Consider the following 17,424-nt stretch of genomic DNA (forward strand, 5'->3'; position numbering starts at 1 on the left):
GGATCCGGCGGGCAGTCCAAACCGCGTTCGGGGACCGGAACCCGCCCCGGGCCGGCCGGTGGGCCGGGGCCGGGGCGCCTTCCTGACGGGGTGCTACCAGCGGACCGGGAGGCGGCTGACCCCGTGCATCAGGGCTCCCGGGAGCCACTCCAGCGGGCCGCCGGCCGGATCCACCGCCAGGTCCGGGAAGCGTTCCAGCAGGCCCCGGACGGCGATACGGCCCTCCATGCGGGCGAGCGGGGCGCCGATGCAGAAGTGCAGTCCGTGCCCGAAGGCGAGGTGGCCGCCCGCGGGGCGGCGGATGTCGAACACGTCGGGTTCGGGGAAGCGGCCGGGGTCGCGATCGGCGCCGGCCAGCGAGACCAGGACGGCCTGGCCGGCCGGGATGACCACCCCGCCGATCTCCACGTCCTCGGCGGTGTAGCGGTAGGTGGAGTTCTGCACGGGGCCGTCGTAGCGGAGCATCTCCTCGACGGCCCCGGCCAGCAGACCGTCGTAGTCGGCGCGCAGGTCGGCGAGTTGGGCGGGGTGGGCGAGGAGGGCCCGGATGCCGTTGGAGATGAGGTTGACGGTGGTCTCGTGCCCGGCGACCAGCAGCAGGAAGGCCATGCCGATCAGCTCTTCCGGGGAGAGCTGGTCGCCGTCCTCGTCGCGGGTGCGGATCAGCGCGCTGAGCAGGTCGTCGCCCGGGGACGCGGCCTTGGCCGCGACGAGGTCCGCGAGGTAGGCGCTGAGCTGCCGGTGGGCCGTGTTGTCCAGGGTGCCGGGCTTGGGGGCGACGACGTCGTTGGACCACTCGCGGAAGCGCTCGCGGTCGAGGTCGGGGACGCCGAGCAGTTCGCAGATGACCGTCATCGGCAGCGGGAAGGCCAGGTCCCGGATCAGGTCGGCCGAGCGCTCGGGCCGGGCGGCCATCGCGTCCAGCAGTTCGTCGGTGATCTGCTGGACGCGCGGCCGCATCGCCTCCACCCGGCGGGCGGTGAACTCCCTGGCGACCAGGCGGCGCAGCCGGGTGTGGTGGGGCGGGTCGGATTCGAGCATGTTCGCGTTGGCGGCGGTGGGCTCGATCTCCGGGAACAGGTCCGTGGCGTGCCAGTCCTTGCGCAGGCCCGGGTGCGTCAGCGCCGCACGGGCCTCCTCGTAGCCGACGACGAGCCAGTACGGCCCGGACAGGCGGGTGTTCTGGTCGCTGACCAGGTGCACCGGGCCCGCCGCGCGCAGCTTCGCGAAGAAGGAGTGGGGGTCGGCGTCGAAGTCCGGGCTGAGGGGAACAATGTCCGATACAGGCATCTCGCCACACTACGACGGCCGGCCCCCGCCGCGCCCAGGGGAATCCGGCCACTCGCCCGCACGGAGTGGCCGGTCCCCGGCGGTCAGCCGGCCGTGCGGTCCGCGAGCCCGGCCGGGAGCCGGCCGGTGTGGACGACCCCCAGGTGCTGGGTGGCGCGGGTGAGGGCGACGTAGAGGTCGCTCGGCGGGAAGCGGTCCGGCTCGGCCACGACGACCGTGTCGAATTCCAGCCCCTTGGCCTGGCGCGGGTCCAGCAGCACGACGGGGCGGGTGAGGTCCGGCTCCTCCCCCGCCCGTACGCCGGGCAGCGTGGCGGCCAGCTCGGGGTGCAGGGCGCGCGGGGCGATCACCGCGAGCCTCCCGTCGGCGGGTGCGGTCTCGCGCACGGTCGAGGCGACGGCCGCCGCGAGGTCGTCGGCCCGGCGCACCTCGGGGCGCGCGCCGGTGGAGCGTACGGAGCGGGGCGGCTCGAAGCCGGGGTGGTGGGCGCGCAGCACGGCGGCGGCCACGTCCATGATCTCGGCGGGGGTACGGTAGTTGACGCCGAGCCGGACGCGCTCGAAGCGGTCGCCGACGTACGGGTCGAGGATCCGCTTCCAGGAGCCGCAGCCGGCCTCGTCGCCGGTCTGCGCCGGGTCGCCGACGAGGGTCATGGAGCGCGTGGGGCAGCGGCGCATCAGCAGCCGCCAGGCCATCTCGGACAGTTCCTGCGCCTCGTCGACGATGACGTGCCCGAAGGCCCAGGTCCGGTCGGCGGCGGCGCGTTCGGCGGTGGTGCGGTGGTCGGCCTCCTCGTGCCGCTCGGCCATCCGCTCGGCGTCGATGACGTCGTGGGCGGCGAGGTACTCCTTCTCCATGTCCTCGAACTCGTAGGACTCCGAGCCCAGGGAGAGGTCGAGGACGCCCTGGGCGTAGGCGACGCGCTCCAGGCGGTCGCGTTCGGCGGCGGCCCGTTCCGCAGTGTCGTCCACGCCGAGGAGTTCGGCCGCCTCGTCGAGCAGCGGGACGTCGGCGGGGGTCCAGTCGTCCCCGTCGCCGGCGGCCCGCCGGATCAGCGCGGCGTCCTCCTCGCGGAGGTGGGTGGGGTCGGCGAGGAATTCGGAGACCAGCTGCCGGGGGGTCAGGTGCGGCCAGAGGGTGTCGATGGCGGCGTGCACCTCGGCGCTGGTGGCGATCTCCTTGCCGAGCTGCGCGACGTCGTCCGGGCCGAGGAGGTTGGGGCCGCCGTAGGGGTCGGCGCCGAGCCGGTCGGCGAGCTGTTCGGTGAGGGCGTCGATGACGGAGAACGCGAAGTAGGGGCGGGCCAGGTTGTGGGGCAGGCCGGTGGTGCGGGCGCGGTCGCGGGCGGCGTGGGCGATGGTGCGGTCCAGCAGGAGCGTGCCGTAGTCGTCGTGGTCGATCTCCAGGGCGGGCTCGGGGACGACGTCGTTGTCCTCGCCGCTGCCGGCGGGCACCGACTCGGGCAGGGTCTGCCGGTCGGCGACGACCTTGGCGAGCACCTCGGCCATGGCGGCGCGGCCCTTGACCTCGGCGGCTCCGGGGCGGTCGGTCCCGGTCGCGTGGAGGCCGGGGAACAGGTCGCCGGGGGCGGCCAGGAGCACTCCGGTCTCGCCGAGGGAGGGCAGGACCTCCCCGATGTAACCGAGGAAGGCGGGGTTGGGGCCGACGATCAGCACGCCGCGCTTGCCGAGGAGCTCGCGCTGGGCGTAGAGGAGGTAGGCGGCGCGGTGCAGGGCCACGGCGGTCTTGCCGGTACCGGGACCGCCCTCGACGACCAGGACGCCCTGGTGGGGTGAGCGGATGACGTGGTCCTGCTCGGCCTGGATGGTCCGCACGATGTCGTGCATGCGGCCGGTGCGGGCCGCGTCGAGGGCGGCGAGCAGCACGGCGTCCGCGTCGGCGCCCTCGTAGCCGGTGCGCTCGGTGTCGGTGAGGTCGAGGATCTCGTCGTGCAGGGCGGTGACCTCCCGGCCCCGGGTGGTGATGTGGCGGCGGCGGCGCAGGCCCATCGGGACGTGGCCGGTGGCGAGGTAGAAGGGGCGGGCGACGTCGGCGCGCCAGTCCAGGACGAGCGGGGTGCGTTCGGCGTCGTCCCGTCTGATTCCGATGCGGCCGATGTGGTGGTCGCGGCCGTCGGAGAACTCCAGGCGGCCGAAACAGAGACCGTGTTCGGCGGCATTCAGAGCGGAAAGCAGCCCGGACTGCTCGGCGACCATCACATCGCGTTCCAGCCGCGCCTGGAATCCGTTGCCGCCGGCGGCCAGGGCGTCCTGGACGGCGCGCTCGGCCTTGTCCCGCAGGTCTTCGAGGCGCGCGTAGAGCATGTCGATGAATTGCTGCTCGCTCTGGAATTCCTTGTTTGACAATTTCGCTCCCTGCGCGATACGATGCCCCTGCAAAGCTTCCTCACGCCTTCTTTTCATTCTAGGCGTGAATCAGCGAATATACGCAGACGCACGCCCCGGACGTCAATTCGTCCGGGGCGTTTTCCGTATCTCCGCAGGACGGTGCGGGGCCCACCGCGCGGGCTGCCGGACGGAGTACGCCCGCTCCCCCGCGCGGGGGAGGAGGCCCGCCGGGCCTCCTGCCCGGGGAGCCCGCGCGGGCCGTCCCCCGGGGCGACGCCGCCTCGGACGCCGCCCGGCAGGCCGGTGCGCATGACCGCATCCCGCCCCGGCCGGGGCGTTCCGGCCGCGCCCCGCTGGGCCGTCCGCGCCGCCCGCGCCACCACCCTGCTCACCCTGCCGACCGGGATCCGGCGGCTGTTCCTCGCGGCCGGGTTCCCGGCCGGATACACCGAAGCCGGCTACGCGGCGGCCGGGATACCCGGCTGGGGCCGGGTGTACGTGGTGCTGCTCGGCGCGGCGAGCGAGCTGTCGGCGCTGCCGGCCCTGGGACTGGTGCACCCCTGGGGGACGTGCTCCCGCGGTGGGTGCCGCTGGTGGGCGGCCGCAGGCCGGCGCCGCACCGGGTGGCGGCCGTCGCCGGCGCGGGCGCCGTGGCGCTGACCCTGCTGTGGACGCCGTTCGCCCGGTGGTGGCTGCCGCCCCACGAGGACATGACGGCCCGCGGCGCCCTCCTCGTCGGCTTCCTCTGCCTGCCGCTCGCCGCCTGGGGGCCGCTGCTGGGGGCCGTGACCTCTCCTACCGCCGGCGGCACCGCGCCGCGGGCCAGGCCGGGCCACCCGTATGAGGCAGTGGGTTCGCGTCATATGAGGCGATATGCACGTGATCTTCTAGCATGGCGACCTTCCCGAACCCTCCCGCCCGGCCGGCCCTCCCACTACGGCCGCCGCACACCGAGGAGCGCACCGCATGTCCCGAAGAGCACCCCGGCCCGCCGCCCTGTCGGCCGCGCTGGCCGCCGCCCTGGCCGCGAGCGCCTTCCTCACCGCCCCCGCCGCCCGGGCCCACGAGGGCGGCGCCGACCACGGGCACGCCGACGCCGAGGCCGCGTTCATCGGCGCCGACCACGCCCGGGCCCACGCCGAGCGGCGCAGCGCGGCCGCGGGCGCCGCCGATTACCCGCAGGCCACCCGCACCGCGAGCCTGGCGGCGCTGACGAAGTCCCAGGCGGCCGCCAACCAGGCCGTCGTCCCGGCCCGGGACGGCCGGTTCGCGCAGTTCTTCCCCTCCCCCGACTTCGGCGTCCACCTCGCCCAGCTCCCCACCGGCAAGGTGCTGCTCTTCTCCTTCGAGCGGGTCGAGGTCAACCCCACCAAGGAGACCGGCCCCACCGACCGCATCGGCCGCACGAACGCGGGCCGCGCCTTCCTGTGGGACCCCGCCAGGGGGACGGGGGCGCAGGCCTTCAAGGAGGTCCGGCCGCCGACCGTGCTGATGCCGGACGGGACCCACGTCCCGCGCCCCGCGCCGTTCTTCTGCGCCGGGCACGCCTTCCTGCCCAACGGGATGCTGGCCGTCTTCGGCGGCAACGCCGGCGGCAAGGGCGGCAGCGGGGCGAAGCTCTCCTTCGTGTTCGACCCCTGGACCGAGACCTGGTTCCGCAACCGGGACATGTCCGTGGGCCGCTGGTACCCGTCGGTGGTCACCGGGGCCGACGGCCGCCAGACGATCGTGTCCGGCCAGTCCGAGCGCGGTACGGGCACCCCCACGCCGGTGGTGGAGCGCTTCCCGGCGAAGGGGCTGCCCGTGCCGTGGCGGCCGTACGACATTCCGGCGGGCATGGCCGTGGAGCGGTTCCGGGCCGACGCCCCGTTCCGCAACGACTACCCGCACCTGTTCTCACTGCGCGACGGCATGATCTACGGCCTGGGCCGGGACGCCGACCAGCAGTGGCTGTTCGACCCGGTCCGCGAGACCCGCGCCGACCTGCCCCGCCGCCCGGCGGACTTCCGCGGCTACGGCTCGGCCGTCCCGCTCCCGGCGGGGCTGCGCGGCCCCGACTCGGTCCTGGTCCTGGGCGGCGACCCGCACGACCCGAACACCTACCGGCTGGCGGGCGGCCGCTGGAGCACCGAGGAACCCCGGGCCTTCGGCCGCACCCAGGACGACACCCTGATCCTCCCGGACGCCACCCTCCTCACCGTCAACGGCGCCCTGAGCACCCGCGACTACGGCCACGGCCCCTTCAACCCCGACGCCGACCTCAAGTACCGGCGGACGGAGCTGCGCGACGCCCGCGGCCACTGGCGGCTCGGCCCGGCCCAGCGGCTGCCGCGCGGCTACCACTCCAACGCCCTGGTGATGCCGGACGGCCGGGTGATGGTGACCGGCGACGAGCTCCAGCAGATCGCCAACGACCCCGACATCCGGGACGCGATGGACGGCAGCATCGAGATCTACGAGCCCCCCTACCTCCACCAGGGCGGCACCCGGCCGGCCCTGGACCGGGTCCCGGGCGGCGAACTCGCCTACGCCACCCCCTTCGAGGTCCGCAGCGCCACCGCCTCCGCCGTCCGCCGGGCCGTCCTGCTGGCGCCCACGACGGTCACCCACGCGGTGAACACCAGCCAGCGGCACCTGGAACTCGCCGTCACCGCGGTACGGGGCGACGCGCTCACCCTGCGCACCCCGCCGGGCGCGGCCGACGCCCCGCCCGGGTACTACATGCTCTTCCTCCTGGACGGGCGCGGAGTGCCCAGCACCGCGAAATGGGTGAAGCTGGGCCACCGTCAGACCGGCGGCGTCCGGCCGTCGGACCGTCCGGGGCGGGGTCGCCCGGACGGCTGTGGACAACCCCTTCCCGGCGCGACACGCCCACGGACGGCCCCGTAGCGTCGACAGCGCCGGGCCCGGCGGGCCCGCCCAGGGGGAGATCTCCTGCCGAGAGGCCGTGACGATGCCCAGCGAAGACGCCATATCCAGCCTGCTCCGGGTCCACCGGGGCACCGCCTGCCCCGAGGAACTGGCCGCGATCACCGTCGTGGTCGCCTGCCTCGCGAGCCGTACCGGACAGCCCCCGGCCGCCCCGGGGCCCGCCCCCGGGCACACCGCGGCGCACCGCCGCCCGCACCGGCGGCCCGGGGGCCACGGATGCTGGGCGGGGTGCTGGACCTGCCGCTGAGCCGGACGGCCGCGGGCGCCCGCCGGGCCGTCCCGTCCCGGCCTAGACGCGCCGCAGCAGTCGCGTCAGCGCGTCCTGGAGCGCCCCTCGCGGATCGGCCGCGGCGCCCTCCGCGCGCCAGGCGACGAAACCGTCCGGGCGGACGAGGACCGCTCCGTCGGCCGGGAGTTCGTGGAGCTCCGCCCAGTCGGCGCCGTCCGGCTGGACCAGGTCGGCCTCCGGAGCGGAGCCGACGGTGTAGGCGTCCAGGCGCGCGCCCAGTTCCCGCGCGACCTGTCCGGCCGCTTCCTTCCAGGGCGTGCCCGGGCTGCTCAGCAGCACGAAGGAGGTCTCGTACAGGTCGAGCAGGGAGATCCGCTGCCCCGCCCGCGTCAGCCACATGTGCGGGGCGCGGGTGCCGACGTCCCCCTTGAGGCGCATGGTCTCGGGGATGATCGGCCGGCCGGGGTCGCCGCCGATGACGGCTCCCTCGGGGTAGCAGTAGCCCATGGCCGTGGTGAGGACCCCGCTGCCCGGGCCGCCGCCCATGCTGGGAGGGGGCACGTACCCCGGGTGGCTGTGTTCGGCCGAACGGGCGGAGGCCCGCTCGCTGGTCGCGCGGGCGACGGGGAGCCGCTCGTCCTCGTAGGTGTCCAGCAGGGCGGGTCCGGCGGAGCCGTTCAGCACCGCGGCGATCTTCCAGGCCAGGTTGTGCGCGTCCTGGATGCCGGTGTTGGAGCCGAAGGCCCCGGTCGGGGACATCTCGTGCGCCGCGTCACCGACGACGAACACCCGGCCGACCGCGTACTGCTGGGCGACGCGTTCGGCGGCGTGCCAGGGGGCCTTGCCACCGATCTCCACGTCCAGGTCGGGCACGCCGATGGCGCCCCGGATCTGGGCGATGCAGCGCTCCTCGGTGAAGTCCTCCAGCGTCTCGCCCGTCTCGGGGTGCCAGGGGGCGTGGAAGACCCACTGCGTCTCGTTGTCCACCGGAAGCAGCGCCCCGTCGGCGCCCGGGCGCATCAGGTAGCAGACGATGAAGCGGATGTCTCCCAGCAGCCCGGCGAGGCGCTCCGAGCGGAAGACGATGCTGACGTTGTGGAACAGCTCGCCGCTGCCCGCCTGCCGGATGCCGAGGGCTTCGCGGACGGGGCTGCGCGGGCCGTCGGCGGCGATCAGGTAGTCGGCGCGGACGGTCAGGTGCTCACCGGTGTCCCGGTTCTTCACCAGGGCGCTGACCCCGCCGGCGTCCTGGTCGAAGCTCATGAGCTCGGTGGAGAAGCGTACGTCGGCGCCCTGGGCACGGCTCTGGGCCGCCAGCACCGGCTCGATGTTGTTCTGGCTGCACAGGCACCAGCCGGTGGGGCTGAAGCGGGCGAGCGCCCCGGACGGGTCGACGGCCTTGATGAGCCACTTGTGCTCGCCGCCGATGAGCGCCTGCGTCTGCAGGATGCCCTGGTTGGCCTCCAGGGCGGACGCCTCCTTGCGGATGGCGGGTTCGACCCCCGCCGTCCGGAACAGCTCCATGGTGCGGGCGTTGATCCCCCGTCCGCGCGGGTGGACGGAGGTTCCGGCGTGCTTCTCGACCACCATGTGCCTGATGCCGTGGCGGCTCAGGAACAGCGAGGTCGAGAGGCCCACGAGGGAACCGCCCACGACGAGGACCGGTACGCGGACATCGGCATGCTCTTCCATCGGCTGCGGGCTCCTGTTTCGTGTGGGGGCTGTGGAAGGACAGTGGACGGCTTATGCCCTCGATCGGCCTCATTGCCCGGGCGAGTCGCGTCTTGTCACCCGCTTGATCCGGAGATGTCGCGATCCGTACCCGGGCGGATGACGATGAGCGACAGCGGCGGCCCCTCCCGTCCGGACCTTCCGCGTCCGGTGACCGGGGGCCACGGGGCCCGCCGCCGCCGGGCGGTTGCCGGGAAGTCGCCGCCGAACGACGCAGGGGAGCGCGTACGCGCCGGCGTCCGTGCCCTCACGAAGGAGTGAGCAGATGACAACCACCCAGTCCGAACGGGTGTCGCAGTCCGCGTTCGACGGCTCCATGCTCCGGGTCGTCCTGCTGATGGACCTCCACGAGGGTGCCCAGCAGCGGTTCTTCGAGGCCTACGAGCGGCTGAGGCACGACATCGCCTCGGTGCCCGGGCACCTGGGCGACCAGCTCTGCCAGTCCTTCGAGAACCCCTCGCAGTGGCTGATCACCAGCGAGTGGGAGAGCGCGCCGCAGTACCTCGCCTGGGTCAACAGCGAGGCGCACGCCGAGCAGGTACGGCCGCTGGGCGCCTGCGCCCGCTCGATGCGCCCGCTGAAGTTCACGGTGCTGCGCGAGACCGGACGGCGCTACGACGCCCCGCGGGCCGCCTTCCGCGGGCGGCTCCAGGAGGGGCCGCGGCTCGGCGAGGGCGTCGTCCGGCACGCGCTGACCTTCACGGTGAAGCCGGGCAGCGAGGCGAAGGTCGCCGAGATCCTGTCCTCGTACTCCTCCCCCGCCGCCCGCGTCGACGACCACACCCGGCTCCTGCGCACCTCCCTGTTCATGCACGGCAACCGGGTGGTGCGGGCCGTGGAGGTGCAGGGCGACCTCACGGCCGCGCTGCGGCACGTCTCGGAGCAGCCCGAGGTGCGGGCGGTGGAGCAGGCGATCAACCCGTACCTGGAGCAGGACCGGGACCTGTCCGACCCGGAGTCCGCCCGGATGTTCTTCATGCGCGCGGGCCTGCCGGCCGTCCACCACGTCGAGGCGCACGGACCGCAGCCGGACCGGATCACCCGGCACGCGCTGTTCTACCCGGCCAAGCCGGGCTGCGGCCCGCTCGTCGCCCGGTTCCTCGCCCGCCAGGACGAGGCCGCCGCGAAGATCCCCACGAGTCCGGTGCTGAGCAGCAGCATCTTCCAGCGCGACGACGTCGTGGTCCGCCTGCTCGACGTGACCGGGCCGGCCGACGGCCGCTTCGCGGGCAGCTTCGGCCTGGACGGCCCGCGCGGCACCGCGGTGCTGGAGCGGCTGCTGGCCGATGCCCAGGCCCCCCACCCCATGGACCCGATCACCGACCGCCGGGCTCCGGCGCAGCCTTGATCCGCGCGGGCGGCGGCACCCGGCACCGGGTGCCCGCCCCCGGGCCCGTACCACCCCACCCCCACCGGCAGCCCATGAGAAGGCTCCCGTCCGCCAGGAGGAAGTCCGTCATGACCAGACATCACCCGCGCATCGTCGACCTCAGCGAGACCCAGCCCAACCGCAGGCGCGGAGGTGATCTGCGTGCGGTCCTCACCCCGACCTCGGTGGGCTCGACCAGCGGTTTCATGGGCCTGGCGGTGATGGCTCCGGGCGAGTCGATCGCCGAGCACTACCACCCGTACTCCGAGGAGTTCGTGTACGTGGTCGCCGGCACGCTGGAGGTCGACCTCGACGGCGAGACCCACCCGCTGCGCACCGACCAGGGGCTTCTGGTCCCGCTGAACGTGCGCCACCGGTTCCGCAACGTCGGCGGCACCGAGGCCCGGATGGTCTTCCACCTCGGTCCCCTCGCCCCGGATCCGAAGCTCGGACACGTGGACACCGAGGAGGCCCCCAACCCGGACGCCACCGCCTGGGCGGAGCGGCCGCCGGAGCGCACGGGAGCCGTCTCGTGACCGGCCGGCGGGTGGCCGTCACGGGGGTGGGGGTGGTGGCCCCCGGCGGCATCGGCGCCCCCGCCTTCTGGGACCTGCTCTCCAACGGCCGTACGGCGACCAGGGGCATCACCCTCTTCGACCCGGACGGGTTCCGCTCCCGGATAGCCGCCGAGGTCGACTTCGACCCTGCCGAGCACGGTTTCACCGGGGACGAGGCGGCACGGGCGGACCGGTACATCCAGTTCGCCCTGGTCGCGGCCCGCGAGGCGGTGGCCGACTCCGGGCTTGAGCTGGACGGCGAGAGCGCCTGGCGCACCGGCGTCTCCCTGGGCACGGCGGTCGGCGGCACCACCCGGCTGGAACACGACTACGTGGACGTCAGCCAGCAGGGCGCGTGGTGGGACGTGGACCACCGCCTCTCCTCCCCCTTCCTGCACCGCGCCTTCACCCCCGCCACCCTCGCCTCGGCGGTGGCGGAGCAGACGGGGGCGCGCGGTCCCGTGCAGACGGTGTCCACCGGCTGCACCTCGGGGCTCGACGCCGTCGGGTACGCGGTGCACTCCATCCAGGAGGGCCGCATGGACGTCTGCATCGCGGGCGCCTCCGACTCGCCGGTCTCCCCCATCACCGTGGCCTGCTTCGACGCCATCAAGGCGACCTCGGCGAACAACGAGGACCCGGCGCACGCCTCCCGGCCCTTCGACGCCGACCGGGACGGTTTCGTCCTCGGCGAGGGCGGGGCGGTGCTGGTCCTGGAGGAGCTGGAGCGGGCGCGGGCCCGCGGGGCGCGGATCTACTGCGAGATCGGCGGGTACGCGACCTTCGGCAACGCCCACCACATGACCGGGCTGACCACGGAGGGCCTGGAGATGGCCCGGGCGATCGAGACGGCCCTGGCGCAGGCCCGGGTCGACGCCCGGGAGATCGACTACGTCAACGCGCACGGCTCCGGCACCAAGCAGAACGACCGCCACGAGACGGCGGCCGTGAAGCGGGTGCTCGGGGACCACGCCTACAAGACGCCGATGACCTCCATCAAGTCCATGGTGGGGCACTCGCTCGGCGCCATCGGGGCGATCGAACTCGCGGCCTGCGTCCTGGCGATGACCCACCACGTGGTCCCGCCGACCGCGAACTACGAGACCCCCGACCCGGAATGCGACCTGGACTACGTGCCGCGCACCGCGCGCCGGCACACCCTGCGCAACGTGCTGTCGGTGGGGAGCGGCTTCGGCGGCTTCCAGTCCGCCGTGGTCCTGACCCAGCCCAAGGAGGTACGCGCGTGAAGAGCCGTACTGCCGGTCCCGTGGCGGCCGTCACCGGTATCGGTGTGGTCGCGCCGAACGGGATCGGCGCGGAGGCCTTCTGGAAGGCCACGCAGGCCGGCGACAGCGTCCTGGACCGGGTGACGCGGCAGGGCTGCGAGCACCTTCCGGTGCGGGTGGCGGGCGAGGTGCGGGGGTTCGACCCGGGCTCGCTGGTGGAGGAGCGGTTCCTCGTCCAGACGGACCGCTTCAGCCACTACGCGCTGGCCGCCGCCGACCTCGCGCTGGAGCACGCCCGGCTGGGCCGCGCCGACTACGAGGACGACCCGTACGCGGTGGGCGTGGTGACGGCGGCCGGGTCGGGCGGCGGCGAGTTCGGGCAGCGCGAGCTCCAGCGGCTGTGGGGGCAGGGCCCCCGCTACGTGGGCCCGTACCAGTCGATCGCCTGGTTCTACGCGGCCAGCACCGGCCAGATCTCCATCCGGCGCGGGTTCAAGGGCCCGTGCGGGGTGGTGTGCAGCGACGAGGCGGGCGGGCTGGACGCCTTCGCACATGCCGCCCGGGCGATCCGGCAGGGCAGCCGGGCGATGCTCGTCGGCGCGACGGAGGCCCCGCTCGCCCCCTACTCGGTGGTCTGCCAGGTGGGGTACGAGGGGCTGAGCACCGGGGACGACCCGGAGCGGGCCTACCGGCCCTTCACGGCGAAGGCCTGCGGGTTCGTCCCGGCCGAGGGCGGCGCCATGTTCACCGTCGAGGACGCGGCCGGGGCCGCGCGGCGGGGCGCACCCGTACGGGCCCTGCTGGCCGGGCACTGCGCCACCTTCACCCCGCCGGGACGGCCGGGCGATTCCGAGGGGCTGGCACACGCCGTGCGCGGCGCCCTGCGGGAGGCCGGCTGCGCGCCGGAGGAGGTGGACGTGGTCTTCGCGGACGCCCTGGGCACGCCCGAGGCGGACGCGGCCGAGGCCGCGGCGCTGCGGTCGGCACTGGGCGCGCACGGCTCGAAGGTTCCGGTGACGGCGCCCAAGACCGGTACCGGGCGGGCGTACTGCGCGGCCGGGACGCTGGACGCGGCGGCCGCCGTCCTGGCGCTGGAGCACGGTGTCGTACCGCCCACGCCGAACGTCTTCGACGTCTGCCACGACCTCGACGTGGTCACCGGCAGCGCCCGCGTCGCCCCCCTGCGGACCGCGCTCGTCCTGAGCCGCGGCCGGATGGGGTCGAACGCGGCACTCGTCCTGCGCAAGGGACCGTGAGGCCGGCGCGCAGTGATCCCCACCCCGTCCGTCAGGGCCGTGCGGGCGACCGGCCGGCCCCCGGGAAGCAGGAGAGAGAAGGCACCATGTCCGACCGACTGACCATGGAAGAGCTGGCCACCCTCATGAAGGGTGCCGGCATCACCGTCGACCCCGCCGAGCTGACGAGCCGCCCGGACTCGCGGTTCGACGACTACGGCCTGGACTCGCTGGGCCTGCTCGGCATCGTGGGCGAGCTGGAGAACCGGCGCGGCCGGGCGCTGCCCGCCGACGCCGACCGCTGCAAGAGCCCTCGCGAGTTCGTCGACCTCGTCAACAACAGCCTCATGACAGGAGCCTGATATGGCCGGCCACACCGACAACGAGATCACCGTCAAGGCGCCCGTGGACGTCGTCTGGGACGTCACGAACGACCTGCCGAACTGGCCCGAGCTGTTCAGCGAGTACGCCTCCATCGAGATCCTGGAGCAGGCGGGGAACACCACCCGGTTCCGCCTGGCCATGCACCCCGACGAGAACGGGGTGGTGTGGAGCTGGGTCTCGGAGCGGACGGTGGACCGCGCGGGGCTGACGGTGAAGGCGCGCCGGGTGGAGACCGGCCCGTTCGCGCACATGAACATCCACTGGGAGTACGGCGAGGTGCCGGGCGGCACCCGGATGCGATGGGTGCAGGACTTCGCGATGAAGCCGGACGCGCCGATCGACGACGCGGGGATGACCGACCGCATCAACCACAACTCCAAGATCCAGATGGAGCTGATCCGGGACAAGATCGAGCGCGCGCACCGGGCGAAGGCCAAGTCCCCGGCGGGCCGCCGCTGATCCCCCTCCCCTCCCCGCTCCACCCGAAAGGCGACCCTCGATGCACCAAGCCCTCATCGTGGCCCGGATGGCACCCGGTTCCGCGCCCGACATCGCCGGCCTGTTCGCCGCCTCGGACGCGGGCGAGCTGCCGCATCTGGTCGGGGTCCGGCGCCGCAGCCTCTTCCAGTTCGGGGAGGTGTACATGCACCTGGTCGAGTGCGACTCCGATCCCGGTCCGGCCATCGCCAAGGTCGTCGGGCACCCGGAGTTCCGCGACCTGAGCGACCGGCTCCAGGCGTACGTCAGCCCGCACGACCCGCAGACGTGGCGGAGCCCCAAGGACGCGATGGCCCACCGGTTCTACCTCTGGGAGCGGGACGCCGCCAGGTAGTCCGTACGGGTGCCCAAGCCGGCGCCGCACCGCCGGGCGGCCTGGGCACCCACGGCCAGTAACGGGGGGAATTCGGCAGGTAGTTTTTGAATGAATACCTGACTGAATTGCCGTCAACAAGGTTCCACCTCTTATCTCGATTTGATAACAACCCGCCTTTATTGGCCTGGACCTTTGCCATGCGACGCGCGTAACTCCCCTGTTTTTCAAGCACATTGACGGTTCATCAAATCGAGGCCGAAGGTAACGGATAGATTTCCCGGGCCAGCCTCCCGTTTGTCCGAATTCTCCACGGCGCTCATCTGGCACGCTTCTGCGCACCTACTCCCCTGACCAGGACTTGAGGTGCGCATGACAGCACGACCCAAGGGCCGGCGCCGCCGGGCCGACCAACGCCGCTCCCCGCGGAAGCTGATACTCCTGACCGCCGCGGCGGCGTCGGCGGCGCTGCTCGCGGGCGGTCTCGCCTACTCCCGCCTCGGCCCCGACGCCGAGGCCACCACGCCCGCGCTGGCCGGAGCGCCGGCCGCCGCAGCGCAGCCGGCCGCCGCACCGGCCCGCGACCAGGAGCCGGCCCCGCTCGCGAAGAAGCCCGCGAACGAGGACGACAAGGGCATGGTCTACGACGGCCTGGACACCGCCCCCAAGGGCGACCGGTGCGCCGGCGTCTACCGCACCGAGGCCGGACTCTGCACCCACGGACCCGACGCCCCGCCCAAGGACGTCGACATCAAGGCCGACGTCCCGCCCGTGGTCAAGACCAAGGCCGCGGCGGCCGATCCGGCCGCCCCCGCCTCCGCGGATCCGGCCGCCACGGAAGGCGGCGGGCGTCCTCAGGACGCGCCCGCCGCCGACGCCCGCAGCGTGGCCGCGAGCGCGAAGGCGCCGGCCCCGCCCTCCGGCGGCCAGGCGGTCGCCACCGGTCCGGCCGGCCAGACCGTCCAGTGCGACGGCGACGGCAGCACCGGCAACCGCGTCCAGGTCGTGTATGCGCACGGCCCGGGCCGCGACCGGTACGCCGAGTACGCGGCCTCGTTCCGCAAGTGGGCCGTGGACGCCGACATGATCTACGCGGCCAGCGCCAAGGAGACCGGCGGCATCCGCCACATCCGCTACGTGACGGCCGCCGACTGCACCCCGTCGGTGCTGAGCATCGAGCTCCCGGACTCCGCGCTGGCGGAGTTCAGCGCCACCAACAACGCGCTGGCCGGCAAGGGCCTCAACCGCCGCGACCGCAAGTACATGATCTTCGCGGACACCCAGGTCTACTGCGGCATCGGCACCTTCAACGGCGACGAGCGCCACGGCCAGGACAACCTGAGCAACTTCGGCCCCTCCTACGGCCGTACGGACTCCGGCTGCTGGGGCGGGCACACCGCCGCCCACGAACTCGGCCACAACCTGGGCGCGGTGAACAACAGCGCGCCCAACACCAGCCGGGGCGCGCACTGCACGGACGAGTACGACGTCATGTGCTACTCCGACACGCCGTACTACCCGCAGATGCGCTACGTCTGCAACAACCAGGCGAAGGAGAACATCCTCGACTGCAACCACGACGACTACTTCCACACCAGTCCCCAGCCGGGCAGCTACCTCGCCACCCACTGGAACATCGCCGACAACCAGTTCCTGATGCGCACGGAGGGCGGGGGCGGCACCGACCCGAACCCCAACCCCTCCCCGAAGCCCACGCCCTCGCCCTCGCCCACCAAGAAGCCCTCGGGCGGACCGGCGGTGACGGCCGGCCAGATCCAGGCCGACTCCGTGGTGCTGAGCTGGCCCAAGGTCGAGGGCGCCGCCTGGTACCAGGTGCTGCTCAACGACAAGCACCTGACCTGGGTCCAGTCCACCTCCCTGCGCGTCTACAACCTCCGTCCCGGCACCGCCTACACGGCCGCCGTCTCGGTCCGCGACACCGCCGGGCGTGACAGCGGCGCCGGCAAGGCCGCGTCCTTCCGCACGGCCGACTCCGGCGGCGGCGCCACGACCACCCCGGGCGCCCGCTACGTGCTCGGCAACGGCAGCAGCGGCATGGCCGCCGAACTGTGGGGCGGCCGCACCGCCGACGGGACGGTCCTCGTCGCCGGCCGGTCCAACGGCTACGCGCAGCAGCAGTGGTACTTCGACGACGCCGGCAGCGGCCTGGTGCGGATCCGCTCGGCGGTCTCCGGCAAGTGCCTCCAGCCCGGCGGCGCGCCCGCCGCGGGCATGTGGATCGCACAGCAGCCCTGCTCCGGCGACTCGGCCGCCCAGCGGTGGAAGGTCTCCGCCCGCGACGGCGCGGTGACCGTGTCCGACCCGAGCGGCGGCTTCGCCCTCGCGGTGAGCAACCGGCCCTACTACGGGGACTGGCTGCTCGAACTCCAGCGCGCGGACGGCCGTCCGGCGCAGGTCTGGACGGCCCGCAAGGCCGCCTGACCCCCGATGACCGGCGGGCGGCCCCTACTCCCCTGGGGCCGCCCGCCCCCGCGTACCTCCCCTCCCGCACTCCACCTCATCTGGAGCACCGTGAGCACTCCGAGCACCGCGCCGGCCCGTATGCGGCGCGCCGCCCTGCCCTCCCTGACCGCGCCGGCCCTCGGCGCACTGGCCCTGACGGCCGTCGCCGTCGTCGTCACGGCCGGCCCCGCCCAGGCCCATGGCGACACCCTGCACGTGGTGATCACCGGGCAGCGGTCCGGGCACGTCACCGCCGACGTCACCTGGGAGAACGACGGGGATGCCGTCGAGGAGGCCGTGGCCGCCACCGTGAACGCCGTCAGCGCCGACGGCACCCGCTCGGAAGGCCCCTGGAAGCTGGTGCGCGACCCCGGCCGGGCGGCGGGCTGGACCACCGCGGAGACGCTGCCGGCCGGGACCTGGACGGTGACCGTGGAAGCGGGCTTCCCCTCGCTCGGGCGGGCCCGCCAGGAGGTCGGCGTACCGGTGACCGACCCGGCGCCCACGGCCGCCTCCCCCGCGCCGGCCTCCCCCTCCCCCGCGGCCCCGTCCCCGGTGGCCGCGTCGACCCCTCCCGCCTCCAGCGTCCCGCCCGCCTCCACCGCCTCAACGGCCCCGGCCCCGGGGAACGCCTCCGCCGGCTGGTGGACGACCGCCGGCGTGGCCGGCATCGCCCTGCTGGGCGCGGCCGCCGGGATCCTCCTGCGCCGGGCCCGCCGCCGCTGACGCAGCGCCGACGGAGTGTCGCCCCGCCCCGCGTCGGGGGTGCCTCTTATACTGATCACCGAGCCCACGAGACCCGTAACGCGATACCGAAAAACTCTGTGTTCGACAAAAGAAGGCCCCGGCG

At 73.9% G+C, this 17,424-nt stretch carries 15 protein-coding genes; 12 read left to right on the forward strand and 3 right to left on the reverse strand.

Features of this window, described 5'->3' with window-relative positions:
* Window positions 1-93 precede the first annotated feature (93 nt).
* Complete coding sequence (locus tag WDV06_RS19195; RefSeq protein ID WP_395510989.1) at window positions 94-1,290, reverse strand: cytochrome P450 family protein; 1,197 nt, start codon at window positions 1,288-1,290, stop codon at window positions 94-96.
* 83 nt (window positions 1,291-1,373) lie between these two features.
* Window positions 1,374-3,614 (reverse strand): HelD family protein, encoded by a 2,241-nt coding sequence (locus tag WDV06_RS19200; protein WP_395511001.1) that lies wholly within the window; start codon window positions 3,612-3,614, stop codon window positions 1,374-1,376.
* 333 nt (window positions 3,615-3,947) lie between these two features.
* On the opposite strand from WDV06_RS19200, the gene WDV06_RS19205 reads away from it, so the two are divergent.
* The 3 genes from WDV06_RS19205 (at window position 3,948) to WDV06_RS19215 (ending at window position 6,816) form a co-directional block, all read left to right on the forward strand.
* A complete protein-coding gene (locus WDV06_RS19205; RefSeq protein WP_395510990.1) occupies window positions 3,948-4,298 on the forward strand; it encodes a hypothetical protein in 351 nt (116 codons plus the stop codon).
* 306 nt (window positions 4,299-4,604) lie between these two features.
* Window positions 4,605-6,527, forward strand: a complete 1,923-nt coding sequence (locus WDV06_RS19210) for a galactose oxidase-like domain-containing protein (protein WP_395510991.1) — start codon at window positions 4,605-4,607, stop codon at window positions 6,525-6,527.
* A gap of 64 nt (window positions 6,528-6,591) precedes the next feature.
* Window positions 6,592-6,816: an acyl-CoA carboxylase subunit epsilon gene (locus WDV06_RS19215; RefSeq protein WP_395510992.1), complete on the forward strand. Its 225-nt coding sequence runs from the start codon at window positions 6,592-6,594 to the stop codon at window positions 6,814-6,816.
* A 42-nt stretch (window positions 6,817-6,858) separates the two neighbouring features.
* Here the strand turns inward: WDV06_RS19215 and WDV06_RS19220 are convergent, their stop codons facing one another.
* Window positions 6,859-8,490 carry an FAD-dependent oxidoreductase gene (locus tag WDV06_RS19220; RefSeq protein WP_395510993.1) on the reverse strand — a complete coding sequence of 544 codons (1,632 nt, stop codon included), beginning with the start codon at window positions 8,488-8,490 and terminating at the stop codon, window positions 6,859-6,861.
* A gap of 304 nt (window positions 8,491-8,794) precedes the next feature.
* On the opposite strand from WDV06_RS19220, the gene WDV06_RS19225 reads away from it, so the two are divergent.
* The 9 genes from WDV06_RS19225 to WDV06_RS19265 all read left to right on the forward strand — a co-directional run bounded on the left by WDV06_RS19225 (window position 8,795) and on the right by WDV06_RS19265 (window position 17,300).
* Window positions 8,795-9,877 (forward strand): SchA/CurD-like domain-containing protein, encoded by a 1,083-nt coding sequence (locus tag WDV06_RS19225; protein WP_395510994.1) that lies wholly within the window; start codon window positions 8,795-8,797, stop codon window positions 9,875-9,877.
* Window positions 9,878-9,987: 110 nt separating this feature from the next.
* Entirely contained in the window at window positions 9,988-10,434 is a 447-nt protein-coding gene (locus WDV06_RS19230) for a cupin domain-containing protein (RefSeq protein ID WP_351886152.1), read from the forward strand.
* Entirely contained in the window at window positions 10,431-11,702 is a 1,272-nt protein-coding gene (locus WDV06_RS19235; RefSeq protein WP_395510995.1) for a beta-ketoacyl-[acyl-carrier-protein] synthase family protein, read from the forward strand. Before WDV06_RS19230 ends, WDV06_RS19235 begins: the two co-directional genes overlap by 4 nt.
* Window positions 11,699-12,937, forward strand: a complete 1,239-nt coding sequence (locus WDV06_RS19240; RefSeq protein ID WP_395510996.1) for a beta-ketoacyl synthase N-terminal-like domain-containing protein — start codon at window positions 11,699-11,701, stop codon at window positions 12,935-12,937. Before WDV06_RS19235 ends, WDV06_RS19240 begins: the two co-directional genes overlap by 4 nt.
* Window positions 12,938-13,023: 86 nt before the next feature.
* Window positions 13,024-13,278, forward strand: coding sequence for an acyl carrier protein (locus WDV06_RS19245; protein ID WP_079424051.1), 255 nt, complete (start codon window positions 13,024-13,026; stop codon window positions 13,276-13,278).
* 1 nt (window position 13,279) lies between these two features.
* Window positions 13,280-13,759, forward strand: a complete 480-nt coding sequence (locus WDV06_RS19250; RefSeq protein ID WP_395510997.1) for an SRPBCC family protein — start codon at window positions 13,280-13,282, stop codon at window positions 13,757-13,759.
* Window positions 13,760-13,799: 40 nt separating this feature from the next.
* Window positions 13,800-14,132, forward strand: a complete 333-nt coding sequence (locus WDV06_RS19255; protein WP_395510998.1) for a TcmI family type II polyketide cyclase — start codon at window positions 13,800-13,802, stop codon at window positions 14,130-14,132.
* Between the two features lie 351 nt (window positions 14,133-14,483).
* Window positions 14,484-16,553 (forward strand): RICIN domain-containing protein, encoded by a 2,070-nt coding sequence (locus WDV06_RS19260; protein ID WP_395510999.1) that lies wholly within the window; start codon window positions 14,484-14,486, stop codon window positions 16,551-16,553.
* Window positions 16,554-16,643: 90 nt separating this feature from the next.
* Window positions 16,644-17,300, forward strand: coding sequence for a hypothetical protein (locus WDV06_RS19265; RefSeq protein WP_395511000.1), 657 nt, complete (start codon window positions 16,644-16,646; stop codon window positions 17,298-17,300).
* Window positions 17,301-17,424: the final 124 nt, after the last annotated feature.

The sequence above is a fragment of the Streptomyces racemochromogenes genome, from assembly GCF_044129415.1.
Taxonomy (GTDB): Bacteria; Actinomycetota; Actinomycetes; order Streptomycetales; family Streptomycetaceae; genus Streptomyces; species Streptomyces racemochromogenes_A.

Coding starts and splice junctions, on each gene's coding strand:
- WDV06_RS19195 (WP_395510989.1), bottom strand. CDS start 1,290: ATGCCTGTATCGGACATTGTTCCCCTCAGCCCGGACTTCGACGCCGAC.
- WDV06_RS19200 (WP_395511001.1), bottom strand. CDS start 3,614: ATGCTCTACGCGCGCCTCGAAGACCTGCGGGACAAGGCCGAGCGCGCC.
- WDV06_RS19205 (WP_395510990.1), top strand. CDS start 3,948: ATGACCGCATCCCGCCCCGGCCGGGGCGTTCCGGCCGCGCCCCGCTGG.
- WDV06_RS19210 (WP_395510991.1), top strand. CDS start 4,605: ATGTCCCGAAGAGCACCCCGGCCCGCCGCCCTGTCGGCCGCGCTGGCC.
- WDV06_RS19215 (WP_395510992.1), top strand. CDS start 6,592: ATGCCCAGCGAAGACGCCATATCCAGCCTGCTCCGGGTCCACCGGGGC.
- WDV06_RS19220 (WP_395510993.1), bottom strand. CDS start 8,490: ATGGAAGAGCATGCCGATGTCCGCGTACCGGTCCTCGTCGTGGGCGGT.
- WDV06_RS19225 (WP_395510994.1), top strand. CDS start 8,795: ATGACAACCACCCAGTCCGAACGGGTGTCGCAGTCCGCGTTCGACGGC.
- WDV06_RS19230 (WP_351886152.1), top strand. CDS start 9,988: ATGACCAGACATCACCCGCGCATCGTCGACCTCAGCGAGACCCAGCCC.
- WDV06_RS19245 (WP_079424051.1), top strand. CDS start 13,024: ATGTCCGACCGACTGACCATGGAAGAGCTGGCCACCCTCATGAAGGGT.
- WDV06_RS19250 (WP_395510997.1), top strand. CDS start 13,280: ATGGCCGGCCACACCGACAACGAGATCACCGTCAAGGCGCCCGTGGAC.
- WDV06_RS19255 (WP_395510998.1), top strand. CDS start 13,800: ATGCACCAAGCCCTCATCGTGGCCCGGATGGCACCCGGTTCCGCGCCC.
- WDV06_RS19260 (WP_395510999.1), top strand. CDS start 14,484: ATGACAGCACGACCCAAGGGCCGGCGCCGCCGGGCCGACCAACGCCGC.